Source organism: Streptomyces sp. NPDC028928 (assembly GCF_055564915.1).
Map to the genome: position 1 here is coordinate 376,504 of NZ_JBVHVI010000002.1, position 12,593 is coordinate 389,096.

The 12,593-nt window shown below is 71.1% G+C and carries 11 protein-coding genes; 1 reads left to right on the forward strand and 10 read right to left on the reverse strand.

Translation table 11 applies throughout. The features are described 5' to 3' along the window. Positions 1-34: 34 nt before the first annotated feature. From ACZ4U1_RS07545 to ACZ4U1_RS07590, 10 genes are all read right to left on the reverse strand, one after another. Positions 35-1,066: a glutamate ABC transporter substrate-binding protein gene (locus ACZ4U1_RS07545; RefSeq protein ID WP_467900794.1), complete on the reverse strand. Its 1,032-nt coding sequence runs from the start codon at positions 1,064-1,066 to the stop codon at positions 35-37. Between the two features lie 14 nt (positions 1,067-1,080). Further along, positions 1,081-2,514 carry a hypothetical protein gene (locus ACZ4U1_RS07550; RefSeq protein WP_467900796.1) on the reverse strand — a complete coding sequence of 478 codons (1,434 nt, stop codon included), beginning with the start codon at positions 2,512-2,514 and terminating at the stop codon, positions 1,081-1,083. Between the two features lie 417 nt (positions 2,515-2,931). Beyond that, entirely contained in the window at positions 2,932-3,930 is a 999-nt protein-coding gene (locus ACZ4U1_RS07555; RefSeq protein ID WP_467900798.1) for an N-acetylglucosamine kinase, read from the reverse strand. Then, positions 3,921-5,186, reverse strand: coding sequence for a 6-phospho-beta-glucosidase (locus ACZ4U1_RS07560; protein WP_467900800.1), 1,266 nt, complete (start codon positions 5,184-5,186; stop codon positions 3,921-3,923). Before ACZ4U1_RS07560 ends, ACZ4U1_RS07555 begins: the two co-directional genes overlap by 10 nt. Before the next feature lie 7 nt (positions 5,187-5,193). Further along, entirely contained in the window at positions 5,194-6,027 is an 834-nt protein-coding gene (locus ACZ4U1_RS07565) for a carbohydrate ABC transporter permease (RefSeq protein ID WP_467900802.1), read from the reverse strand. A gap of 3 nt (positions 6,028-6,030) precedes the next feature. Continuing rightward, on the reverse strand, positions 6,031-6,972 hold the full coding sequence (locus ACZ4U1_RS07570) for a carbohydrate ABC transporter permease (protein WP_467900804.1): 942 nt from the start codon (positions 6,970-6,972) through the stop codon (positions 6,031-6,033). Next, positions 6,972-8,315 carry an ABC transporter substrate-binding protein gene (locus ACZ4U1_RS07575; protein ID WP_467900806.1) on the reverse strand — a complete coding sequence of 448 codons (1,344 nt, stop codon included), beginning with the start codon at positions 8,313-8,315 and terminating at the stop codon, positions 6,972-6,974. The genes ACZ4U1_RS07570 and ACZ4U1_RS07575 overlap by 1 nt, the downstream gene beginning before the upstream one ends. A gap of 68 nt (positions 8,316-8,383) precedes the next feature. Then, the gene (locus ACZ4U1_RS07580) at positions 8,384-9,595 is read right to left on the reverse strand and encodes an ROK family transcriptional regulator (RefSeq protein WP_467900808.1); all 1,212 of its coding nucleotides are present in this window, start codon (positions 9,593-9,595) and stop codon (positions 8,384-8,386) included. Between the two features lie 241 nt (positions 9,596-9,836). Beyond that, positions 9,837-10,457 carry a Uma2 family endonuclease gene (locus ACZ4U1_RS07585; protein WP_467900810.1) on the reverse strand — a complete coding sequence of 207 codons (621 nt, stop codon included), beginning with the start codon at positions 10,455-10,457 and terminating at the stop codon, positions 9,837-9,839. 133 nt (positions 10,458-10,590) lie between these two features. Then, positions 10,591-11,697, reverse strand: a complete 1,107-nt coding sequence (locus tag ACZ4U1_RS07590; protein WP_467900812.1) for a mechanosensitive ion channel family protein — start codon at positions 11,695-11,697, stop codon at positions 10,591-10,593. Positions 11,698-12,013: 316 nt separating this feature from the next. Between ACZ4U1_RS07590 and ACZ4U1_RS07595 the strand changes: the two genes are divergently transcribed. After that, on the forward strand, positions 12,014-12,550 hold the full coding sequence (locus ACZ4U1_RS07595; protein WP_014672759.1) for an HNH endonuclease: 537 nt from the start codon (positions 12,014-12,016) through the stop codon (positions 12,548-12,550). Positions 12,551-12,593: the final 43 nt, after the last annotated feature.

A 12,593-nucleotide genomic window follows, 5' to 3' on the forward strand; every position in this document is an offset into this window, starting at 1 on the left:
CTCTCGCTTGCTGTCTGTTCCGGTCGGGTGCGGCTCAACTGCTGCGCAGGTACTGCGGCGCGGGCGGTTTCGACGCGGCTGGATCCTTCCCCAGTGTCGCCGACAGCCAGTCGTCGTACGACGTCTGCCAGCCGTGTGCGCGATAGTCCACCAGGACACCGTTGACCCGGCGCACCAGATCGCTCGCGTCCTTCTTCATCGCCACTCCGTAGTACTCGGTCGTGAACGCCTTGCCCTTGAGCTCGACCGTCGGATCCTGCGCGGCCTGGCTCGCGGCCAGCGCGCCGTCGGTCACCACCGCGTCCACCTCGCCCAGTTGCAGCCGGACCAGGCAGTCCAGCTGGTTCGGGACGGTGGTGGAGATATCGGTGGAGGCGGGCAGCCGGCCCTCCTTCCGGTCGGCGTCCAGCTTGGAGTACGCCGTCGAACCGGCCGCCGTGCACACCTTCTTGTGCGCCAGCGAGTCGTCGTAGCCGGTGATCGGGGACGACTTGGGCGCGAGGACCTGCTGGCCGGTCTTGAAGTAGGGCGCGGAGAACGCGACCTGCTTCAGCCGGTCACAGGTGATCGTCATGGTGCGCACCACCATGTCGACGCGCCCGTCCTCGATCGCCGGGATGCGCTGGCTGGTCGGTATCGCCTTGAACTGCACCGCGTCCGGGTCACCGAGGATGTCCTCGGCGATCCGGTGGACGAGGTCGATGTCGAAGCCCTCCAGCCGCGCGCCCTCGGTGTTGGGGTTGCGGTAGCCCCAGCGGTAGCTGTTCTGGTCGACGCCGACGACCAGCTTGCGCTTGGCGCCCGTACGGGCCTTGATGGCGTCGATCGTCGGGCCGTCCGCGCCGGACGGGGCGAGCGTCTGCTGGTGCGCCTCGGCGTCCACGCAGCCGTCGGCACGGGCCTGGATGCCGGTGGCCGTCTTCCGCCCGGCCCGCTCCGGGTCCTGCGGCGCCCGCTGGGTGCACGACAGCAGCAGGACGAACGCCAGCGCCAGCGCGCACAGCACCGCCATCGCGGCGACCCCGCCCCAGCCGCGCAGCGACGGCCGTGCACGGCTCACGTCCATCACCTTGCCCCCTGTCACCGGTACTCCGAAAGTCTGCGGCCGATGCCGGCGACGGCGCCGGCCGCGCCCAGCACCGCGAGGACGGCGGCGCCCACCGGCAGCCCGGTCATGGCGTCCCGCCCGTCTCCGGCGGCCTGCTGGAACTCGGCCCGCTCATGGTCGATGGCCCGGGCGAGATTGCGGTCGACGCTGTCGAAGCACTCGGCGGTCGCGCCCTTCGCGCCGATCACCTTGTCCAGCGCCTGCTGGTAGTTGCCGTTCTCGTCCTCGGTCCGGGCGGCGGCGTGACGCTGCTTCCACACGGCCATGTTGCCCTCGGCCGCCTTGACCGGAGTGGTGCCCCCCTGGTCGTCGGCGAGCCGGGCCGCCTCGGTGAGGCCCTTGCCGAGCACGGCGATGTCCTTGTCGAAGTCGTAGTAGTAGGCGTCGTACGGCTTCCCGTCGACCGTGATGGTCTCCGCGCCGCGTGCCACCAGGCTCAGGTTCTCGTTCCCGCGTGCCTTCAGGGAGGCGATCCGGGCGTCGTGGAGGACGTTGAGCGAGCGGATCCCGTGCTCGTAGGAGCCGTCGAGGCCGGAGCGGGCGACGGCGTGGCCCACGACCAGCCACAGCAGGGCGACGGTGGTCGCGGCACTGGCGGCGACCAGGCCGTGGTTGAGCACGCGGTTGGTGCGCCGGTACATGCGGTGCTGGGCCCAGCCGAGCGCGGCCAGGGCGAGCAGGCCGAGCGCGATCGCCGCCCACGGGTACGGTGTCGCGTTGCCGTAGTCGGCGTCGAGCCGCCGGTTCTCCGTCGTGTAGAGGTCCTCCGCCGCCGGGAGCATCTCCTTCTGCATCTTCTCGTTGGCGTACCGCAGATAGGCGCCGCCGACCGGATAGCCCTGCCGGTTGTACGTCCGGGCGCGCTCGATGAGGCCCTTGTACTCGGGCAGCAGCCGGTTCAGCCTGGCGATGGTCGTCTCGGCGGCGGAGCCCGGCTCGGCGTTGGCGGCGGCGGTGACGAGGCCGGCGGCGGCGGTGCGTACGTCCTTCTCGTACCGGTCCCTGGACTGCGCGTTCTCCTGTCCGCCCGCCAGGAACCCGCTGGAGGCGGCGGTGTTGGCGTCGGCCAGCGAGCGGTAGATGCCGGCCGCGCCGGAGCTGAGCGGCTGGCTGCGGTGCAGCACGTCGTCGGCGGCGGCCGAGCGGGCGCTGGTCTGCCAGGCGGTGACCGTCCCGAACGCGACGACCAGCAGCGCCAGGACGGCACCGATGATCCGCAGCCGGCCCGGCTCGGTCGTCGCGGCGGCCCGCAGCCGCTCGACGCCCTCGGCGAAGGCGGTCCGGCGCGCGGGCGGCACACCGGGACCGACGGCCGCGGGCCGTCCGGGCTGTGCGGGGATGCCGGGGGCGGCGGGCACACCGGGGCCCACCACCGGTGGTGCTGCGCTCTTCGGCGGGTGTGTCACTTGACCTCCCCCATGGTCATCCGTTCGCCGCCAAGTATCGCCGTCGGCACTGACATCCGCACCGGCCTTCACTGGATCTTGATCGGATCGCAGTGTGCCCAGAGGCGCACGGCATCCGACGCACCACCCCCTGCCGATGAACACGCCGGTCAGGACGGATCGGTTCCAGCTGCTCCCAGTGGCTTTCCGGGGTACAGCTGACGGCGTTGGCCGTGGCCGGGAGGAGGAGGCGCGGGCGGCGGCCGAGGAGCTGGACGAGGCGCGCGGCGCGCGCTGGTCGAGGCGGCACGGCGCGCCCCGGAGCGGGGCGGCACCGTGCACGACACCATCAGCGGAGGCGACATCCGCGGTCCCGTCATCCAGACCGGCACCGTCCACGGCGACCTCCACTTCGGCTGACGCCTCACCGCGCGCGGGTCAGCGGGTGCGCCGAGCCGGCTCCCAGTGGCTCCGCGCCCGCTCCTGCGCCGCCGCGTCCGAGCCCAGCCGGTCCAGGCCCAGCAGGGCCGCGCCCAGGACCGGGCTCGCCGTCACCACGCGGACGTCGGCCTTGGGGGCGCGGGCCGCCAGGAGGGCGCGGATGCCGTCGTTCAGCTGGGGGTGGCCGGCGGTGAGGACGCTGCCGCCGAGGAGGACCGGGGTCTCCTCCTCCAGCAGGTCCAGGCGGGTCAGGGCGACCGTCGCCATCACCGTGACCTCCTCCGCGAGCCGGGTGACGATCGCCCGGGCCACCCGGTCGCCGTCCGCCGCCGTGGCGAACAGCACCGGGGTCAGCTCGTGCCGCCGGCCGGGGTCGACGTGCTCCAGGTGCAGGGCCTCGATGAGGGCGTACATGCTCGGCAGGCCGAAGTGCGCGGGGAGGGTACGGGCCAGCGAGGTGGGCCTGCCGCGGCCGTCCTCCGCGCGGGCCGCGTGCCACAGCGCCTCCTCCGCAAGACCCCAGCCGCCGCCCCAGTCACCGGAGATGCGGCCGATGGCCGGGAAACGGGCGGTACGGCCGTCGGGGCGCATGCCGACGCAGTTGATGCCCGCCCCGCACACCACCGCCACCCCGCGCGGCTCGGCGACGCCCGCGCGCAGGATCGCGAAGGTGTCGTTGCGGACCTCCACCGACGCACCCCACGCGCGCGCGTGCAGCGCGCTCGCCAGCTGCTCCTCCTCCACCGGGAGATCGGCGTTGGCCAGGCAGGCCGAGACATGGCCGACGGAGGTGACCCCGGCGTCCGCGAACGCCCGGGCCACCGGTTCCGCCAGCGCGTCCAGCGCCGCCGCCACGCCCACCGCGGGCGGGCGGAAGCCGCCGCCGCGGGCCGTGGCCAGGACCTCGCCGGCGCCGGTGACCACGGCCACGTCGGTCTTGCTGTTGCCCGCGTCGATGGCCAGGACCGTCAGGGGGTCGGGTGCGGTCAGGCCCACGCGAGGTGCTCCCGGTTGTGTGCGATCAGCTGGTCGGTGAGGGTGTCGGCGTACCCGTACTGGCCGATCAGCGGGTGGGCGAGCAGGGCGCGGAAGACGCGGTCCCGGCCGCCGCGCAGGGCCGCCTCCAGGGCCAGCTCCTCGTACCCCGTCACGTTCGCGATCAGCCCCGAGAACAGCGGGTCCAGGTCGGGGACCGGCAGCGGGACCGGGCCCGCCGGGCCGACCGCCGCCTGGACCTCGATCACCGCGTCGTCCGGGAGGAAGGACAGTGTGCCCCTGTTGAGCGTGTTCACCACCTGGTACGGGCTGCCTCCTCCGCCCAGCAGGGCCGCCGCCAGGTCCACGGCCGCCTCCGAGTAGAAGGCGCCGCCCCGCTTGGCCAGCAGTGCCGGCTTCTCGTCCAGGGCCGGGTCGCCGTACATGGCCAGCAGCTCCCGTTCCATGGCAGCCACCTCGGAGGCGCGGGAGGGCTTGGTGCGCAGGTCCCGTACGACCTCGTCGTGCGCGTAGTAGTAGCGCAGGTAGTAGGAGGGGACGACGCCGAGGCGGTCCAGCAGGGGGCGGGGGAGGCGGACGTCGTCGGCGATCGCCTCGCCGTGCTCGGCCAGGAGCTTCGGCAGGACGTTCGCGCCCTCCGGGCCGCCCAACCGCACACCGGTTTCCCAGGTGAGGTGGTTGAGGCCCACATGGCCCAGATGCACATCCGCCGGGGCCACACCGAGCAGGGCCGCGAACTTCCGCTGGAAGCCGATCGCCACGTTGCACAGGCCCACCGCCCGGTGGCCCGCCTGGAGCAGGGCGCGGGTGACGATGCCGACCGGGTTGGTGAAGTCGATGATCCACGCGCTCGGGTTGGTACGGCGGACCCGTTCGGCGATGTCGAGCACGACCGGGACCGTGCGCAGGGCCTTCGCCAGGCCGCCCGCGCCGGTGGTCTCCTGGCCGATGCAGCCGCACTCCAGCGGCCAGGTCTCGTCCTGCTCGCGGGCCGCCTGGCCGCCGACGCGCAGCTGGAGCAGCACGGCGTCGGCGCCGTCGACCCCCGCGTCCAGGTCGGAGGTGGTGACGATCCGGCCGCCGTGGCCCTGCCTGGCGAAGATCCGCCGGGCCAGTCCGCCCACCAGCTCCAGGCGTTCGGCGGCCGGGTCCACCAGTACCAGTTCCTCGACGGGCAGGGTGTCCCTGAGGCGGGCGAAGCCGTCGATGAGTTCGGGGGTGTAGGTCGAGCCTCCGCCGACCACAGTGAGTTTCATACGTGGTTTAACCCTTCACTCCGGTGAGCGTGACGCCTTCGACGAACGCCTTCTGGGCGAAGAAGAACACGAGGATCACGGGCGCCATGACCAGCACGGTCGCGGCCATGGTGAGGTTCCAGTCGGTGTGGTGGGCGCCCTTGAAGGACTCCAGTCCGTAGGACAGGGTCCAGGCGCCGGGGTTCTCGGACGCGTAGATCTGCGGGCCGAAGTAGTCGTTCCAGGCGTAGAAGAACTGGAAGAGGGCCACGGCGGCGATGCCCGGCCTGGCCATGGGCAGCACGACCCGCAGCAGGGTCCTGAGGTCGCCGCAGCCGTCGACCTTCGCCGCGTCCAGGTACTCGTCGGGGATCGTCATCAGGAACTGGCGCAGCAGGAAGACGGAGAACGCGTCCCCGAACGCCATCGGGACGATCAGCGGCCACAGCGTGCCGGACAGGTCCAGCTGCTTCGCCCAGAACAGGTACATCGGGATGACGACCACCTGCGGGGGCAGCATCATCATCGAGATCACCAGCATGAGCGACAGGTTGCGGCCCCGGAAGCGGAACTTGGCGAGCGCGTACGCCACCGGGACCGAGGAGACCACGGTCAGCACGGTGCCGAGACCGGCGTAGAGCAGCGTGTTCCGCCACCAGGTGAGGAAACCCGGCGTGTCGAAGACCTTCCGGTAGTTGCCCCACTCCCAGGTGTGCGGGAGCAGGTCCCGGCTGAGGGCCTGGCTGTCGCTCATCAGCGAGGTCAGGAACACGAAGACGAAGGGGAGCGTGAAGAACAGCGCGGCTGCCACGCCCAGGGAGTGGACCGCGACCCATTCCAGATGTGTCTTGCGGCGGTTCATACGTCAGTCACCTGCCTGGATCAGGCCGCCGCGGCGCCGCATCAGCAGCGCGGTGAACGCCGTCGACAGGGCGAACAGCACCAGCGCCACCACGCACGCCGAGCCGTAGTCGAAGCGCTGGAAGCCGAGGTTGTAGACGAGCTGGGGGAGGGTGAGCGTGGACTTGTCGGGGTAGCCGGGCTCGAACTGGGTGCCGGCGCCCTGGATCACTCCGGAGGCGACCTTCCCGGCGACCAGCGGCTGGGTGTAGTACTGCATGGTCTGGATCACGCCGGTGACGACGGCGAACATCACGATCGGCGCGACGTTCGGCAGGGTGACGTAGCGGAAGCGCTGCCAGGCCGAGGCGCCGTCCAGCTCCGCCGCCTCGTACTGCTCCGCCGGTACGTCGAGCAGCGCGGCCATGAAGACGACCATCAGGTCGCCGACGCCCCACAGGGCCAGCAGGGTCAGCGCCGGCTTGGACCACGTGGGGTCGTTGAACCAGCCCGGCGCCGGCAGTCCGGTCTTCTCCAGCAGGGAGTTCACCGGGCCGGTGCCGGGATTGAGCAGGAACGCGAAGGCCGTGGTCGCCGCGACCGGCGGGGCGAGGTACGGCAGGTAGAACAGGGTGCGGAAGACGCCCGTCCCCGTCCTGATCCGGGTGATGAGCAGCCCGACGCCCAGCCCGAACACCACGCGCAGGCTCACCATGATCAGGACCAGCCACAGCGTGTTGCGCAGCGCGGGCCAGAACAGCGGGTAGTGCTCGAAGACGTACGCCCAGTTCTTCCCGCCGCTCCACTCCGGCGGCCGGAAGCCGTCGTAGTGCATGAAGGAGAAATAGACCGTGGAGATCAGCGGATAGGCGAAGAAGACCGCGAAACCGATGAGCCACGGCGACACGAAGGCGAGGGTGCGCAGCGCCGAGCGCCGGCGTCTGGAGGCGAGGGTGACGGCGCTCATCACCGGGCCTGCGCGATGTCCGTGTCGATCTGCGCGGCCGTCCTCCGCAGCCCGGCCTCGAGATCGGTGACCTTGCCGCTCTCGTAGTCGTAGCCGAACTGCTGGATCGTCACCAGGTACACACCGCCGTTGACCGAGGCGGGAGCGGTGGTGGAGTGCGGGTTGGCGGCGATGTCCAGGAAGGTCTTGAACCGCGGGTCGTACGTCAGTTCCGCGGACTTCAGCGCGGCGAGCGTGGAGGGCACGTTGTGGATGTCGTTGGCGAAGCCGACCACCGCGTCCGTGTCCGTGGTGACGTACTTGACGAACTCCCAGGCCGCGTTCCGCTTGCGGCTGGTGGCGGCGATGCCCGCGATGGTGCCGGTGATGTAGCCCTTGCCGTACTGGTCGGCCTGGTCGTCCGGGACGGGCAGCGGGGCCACCCCGATCTCGAAGTCCGGCTTCGCCTCCTCGGCCATGCCGAGCCGCCACTCGCCGTCGAGCTGCATGGCGACCTGGCCGGTGTGGAAGGGGTGCTTGGGGCCCCACTCGTCGCCGAGGGTGGCGCGGAACTTCTCCAGCCGTGCGAATCCGCCGAGTTCGTCCACGAGTTTCTTCTGGAGCGTGAAGGCCTGTGCGAAAGCGGGGTCCTCGGCGAGGTTCGACTTGCCGTCCTTGTCGAAGTACGTCGGCGAGAACTGGCCGAGGTAGTGCTCGGTGGTGGACTCCCAGCCGTGGTAGTTCGGCATGAACCCGAGCTGCTTGTAGCCGTCGCCCTGGGGCACGGTCAGTTTCCTTGCGTCCGCCTCGAATTCGGACCAGGTCCTCGGGGGTCGGGCGATGCCCGCTTTCTTGAACGCCGTCCTGTTGTAGTAGAGCCCGTACGCGTCACCGAGCAGCGGAACGGCGCAGCGGTTGCCGTCGAACCGGGTGTACTCGTTCATGGGCTTCGGGAACGTCTTCTCCGGGTCGATCCCGGACTTCTCGAAGAACGGGTCCAGGTCGACCAGCGCGCCCGAGGAGCAGAACCTGCCCACGTTGTTGGTGGTGAACGACGAGATCACGTCCGGGGCCCTGTCGCCGCCGGCCCGCAGCGCCTGGTTGATCTTGTCGTCGGTCATGTTGCCGACGATGTTCACGTGGATATGGGGGTGGGCGTTCTCGAAGCCGGTGACCAGCGCTTTGACGGCCTTCACCTCGTTCGGCGCGCTCCAGGCGTGCCAGAAGGTGATCGTGGTGTCCTTCGTGGGGTCGTCCGTGGCGCCCGAGCCGGACTGGCCGGTGCAGGCGGTGGTGAGGAGGGCGAGGGAGGCGGTCAGGGCGAAAGCCGTGTTTCGGGCGACTCCGGGTATGGCTGTGGGCATGGCGAGGTCTCCCAGGGGCGGGTGGGCGGGAAGGGGGACGTGCTACCGCTGCGGAGGTGCGAGCGGGTTCAGCGCGAGGTGTCGAAGACCTCGTCGCGGGTGGCGGCGAGCGCGGACTCCAGCGCGCCGCGCAGGACGGGGTGCTCCCGGACGTCGCCGACGACCAGCCGGGGCCGGGCCGCGGCCAGCTCCTCCAGCTCGGCCTGGACGAGGGCGCGCAGCACCTCGCCGCCGGCCGTCAGCGCGGAGCCGCTGAGGACGACGAGTTCGGGGTCGAGCACGGAGACGAGCGAGGCCAGACCGGTGGCCAGCCGGGTGGCGTAGGCCTGGAGCAGCTCCCGGTGAGGGCCGCTCGCATGGTCGGCGGCGCGGGCGACGAGCGCGGTGGCGGCCTCGGTGTACGGCCCCGACGGCACGTCCGGGACGCCGAGTTCCCGGGCCAGCTTCGGCAGGGCCTGGGAGCCGGCCAGCTCCTGGTAGCCACCGCTGTTGGCCTTGGTGACCTGCCGTACCAGGGGGGTGCCCGGCACCGGCAGGAAGCCGACCTCGCCGGCGCCGCCGGTCCAGCCGCGGTGCAGCCGGCCGCCCAGGACCAGGGCGGCGCCGAGGCCCTCCTCGTTCCACAGCAGCACGAAGTCCGCGTGGCCGCGGGCCGCGCCGAGCCGCTGTTCGGCGATGGCGGCGAGGTTGACGTCGTTCTCGTACTCGACCGGCATCGGAAGCGCCGCCGCGAGGTCGTCGAGCAGCGCGGGGGAGTGCCAGCCGGGCAGGTGGGAGGCGTAGCGCAGCCGCCCGGTGTTGGGGTCGAAGGCGCCGGGTGTGCCGATGACCAGCCGGTGCACGTCGGACCGGGCGAGCCCGGCCGCCTTGACGGCGCCGTCGAGGGCGTCGGTGACCTGCTGGACGACGGACCGCGCCGGGCGCCGACCGGGGGTGGGCAGCTCGTGCTCGCCGACCGTGCGGCCGGTGATGTCGGCGACCGCGGCGCGGATGCGCTGCGGGGTGACATCGAGCCCGGCGGCGTATGCGGCCGCGGGGTTGACCGCGTACAGCTGGGCGTTGGGGCCCGGCCGGCCCTCGCTGGTGCCGGTGAGCCGGACCAGGCCGGCCGCCTCCAGGCGGGCCAGCAGCTGCGAGGCGGTGGGCTTGGACAGGCCGGTGAGCTTGCCGATCCGGGTCCGCGACAGCGGCCCGTGCTCCAGCAGCAGGTCGAGGGCGGCGCGGTCGTTCATGGCGCGCAGGACGCGCGGGGTGCCCGGCGTACCGGCGGTTCCTGCCATGGGGGTCGACACCTGCCTTTCCAGCCGCTCAGCCTTTCAGTGACCTGGGCATGACGTCCAGTCTTGATCACCGGCCGCCCCGAGATCACTGTTAGGAAAGTTTCCTATTCGGGGTGGGAGGAACGTAAGCCCAGGACGAAGGGGGCGTCAATAGACAACGCCCCCGAGGCGACGGAGCCGTTACCTCGGGGGCGGGATGGTGCGTCCCTCGTGAAGCGCGTGCGGCCGACCTGTGGGCCGTTCAGTCGGTGAGGAGCGGGGTGGTGTTGAGGGTCGGATAGGGCGCGGGGAGGGGGAGGGGGTCGCCGAGGGTGACCTTGGTGTCCGTCCTGTAGTAGGCCTCGGTGGGGTCGTCGCCGGGGAGGACGGGGTCCGTATAGCAGTGGGCCGTCTGGGAGTGGCGGTCGATGAGGACGTAGACGGGGATGCCGACGGCTGCGTAGGTGCGGAACTTGGGGCCGGTGTCGGTCTCGTGGTTGGTCGACGTGACCTCGCCGACGAGGGCGATCATGTCGATGGGGTACCAGCCCTTGTTCGCCTTGCGGTACGACTCGTCGAGTTCGGTGGGCTCGCGGTGGAGGACATAGAAGTCCGGGACGATCAGAGCCATCGTCCTGCCGTCCTTGTGTGTGGCCCGGTAGCCGTTACCCATGCCGGTCAGGCTCAGCCCCGCGGTGAAGAACTGGACGGCCAGTTTGAAGGCGCCGTTGTTGTGGTGGTGATTCGGCTGCGGCGGCACCATGGCGGTCCCCTCGACGTACTCCGGTCGAATCGGCATCGGCGACGCCTTTTCGAACGCACTCAACAGGTCGATGGGGTCCACCTGCGTCATGACCGGCTCCAGGATCGGTTCGGCGCTCATCGCTTCTCCTCGTCACGCTGCTGCCAGGCTAAGCCCGCACTGGGCGCCCCGGCAGAACGATGGGGCACCCCGCGCCCTCCCGGCGTCGGAATGCCCCACCCCTTCACTCGAACGTGTGTGCCGAACCGTTCCGCTACTTCGCCGGCGGAGCCGAGCGCTGCGGGGTGATCGGCGTGGCCGCCGCCGACTGCGGGGAGTCCGCGTTGGAGTAGACCGACGGGGCCGCCACCGCCGCCGTCGGGTCGGGGGTGTCCTCCTGGTCCTCGACGGCCGTCGCGCCGCCCACGATGCGGATGCTCGCCGCGTCGAACGCCCGCTTGATCCGCCAGCGCAGCTCCCGCTCCACCGTGACCGACTTGCCGGGCATCGTCCTGGCCGAGACGCGGACGACCATGGAGTCGATCAGCACCGAGTCCAGGCCGAGCACCTCGATCGGACCCCACAGCAGCTCGTTCCAGGGCTCTTCCTTGCTCATCTTCTCGGCGACCTCGTCCAGCGTGGCCTTGACCCGGTCCAGGTCCTCGCTCGCCTTCACGGTCACGTCGACCCCGGCCGTCGCCCAGCCCTGGGAGAGGTTGCCGATCCGCTTGACCTCGCCGTTGCGGACGTACCAGATCTCCCCGCCGTCACCGCGCAGCTTGGTCACGCGCAGCCCGACCTCGATCACCTCGCCGGTGGCCACACCCGCGTCGATCACGTCCCCGACGCCGTACTGGTCCTCGAGGATCATGAACACGCCGGACAGGAAGTCCGTGACCAGGTTCCGCGCGCCGAAACCGATCGCCACACCCGCGACACCGGCCGACGCCAGCAGCGGCGCCAGGTTGATCTTGAAGGTGGACAACACCATCAGCGCGGCCGTACCGAGGATCACGAAGCTCGCCACCGACCGCAGCACCGAGCCGATCGCCGCCGCCCGCTGCCGCCGCCGCTCGGCGTTGACCAGCAGCCCGCCCAGCGCGGTCCCGTCCACGGCCTGGACGGTGCGGTTCATCCGGTCGATCAGCTTGGTGATCGCCCGCCGCACCGCCGCGCGCAGCGCCACCGCCACGACCACGATCAGCAGGATCTGCAGCCCCATCGCGAGCCACGTCGACCAGTTCTGCTCGACCCAGCTCGCCGCGTTCGTCGCGCTCTCCTGGGCGTCCTGGAGCGACGGCACGGCCGGGGCCGTCGACCCCGACGGGGACGGGGACGGCGATGCCCCGGCGGCCAGCAGGACGGCGGGCAGGGACGACACGGCAGGTACCTCCCAGGTGCTGCACGGTCCGTACCGGCGGGCGGTCAAGGTCACGAAAAGGTCACCGGACGGACAGGACCACCACACTAACGGGGCATTGTGTGTGCCTCCTGCCGATCCGCACAGGAGGCGCGAAGGAGAGACACGGCTCACGCGGGCTTGAACAGGCCATGATCCGGGGGATGTATCGGGTGTGGTCGAAAACACTCCCAGCCCGTTACCGGGACATGGTGGCGCGTTCACCAGGCATGAGGGGAGACTGACTGCAGATCGTCCCGGCGCGAGCCACGCGCCGCCGACGCCCAAGGAGGCACCCGTGCCGCATGTCCTGGTCCTCAACGCGTCGTACGAGCCGCTCGGCGTCGTACCGCTCCGCCGCGCGCTCGTCCTCGTCCTGGAGAACAAGGCAGTCTCCCTGGAGGAATCCGGCGCCTATATGCACAGCGCAACCGTCACCCTCCCCGCACCCAGCGTGGTCCGGCTCAAGCGATTCGTCCGGGTCCCCTACCGGGGGCCTGTTCCTCTGACCCGCCGTGCGCTGTTCGCGCGCGACGGGGGCCGGTGCATGTACTGCGGTGGCGTCGCAACCAGCGTCGACCACGTCATCCCGCGCAGCCGCGGGGGCAAGCACGTCTGGGACAACGTGGTGGCCTCGTGCCGCCGCTGCAACCACGTCAAGGCCGACCGCCACCTGGTGGAACTGGGCTGGAGGCTGCGCCACAAACCGGCTCCGCCGACAGGGCTGGCCTGGCGGATCATCGGCACGGGGCATCGCGACCCGCGCTGGTTGCCGTACCTGCAGCCCTACGGCGCGGATGATGCTCTGGCCCGGATCGACGGTATCTCCGCCTAGTCGACACGGGCCGGTCGTGTGTCCGGGGTGGTTGCGGTCGCAG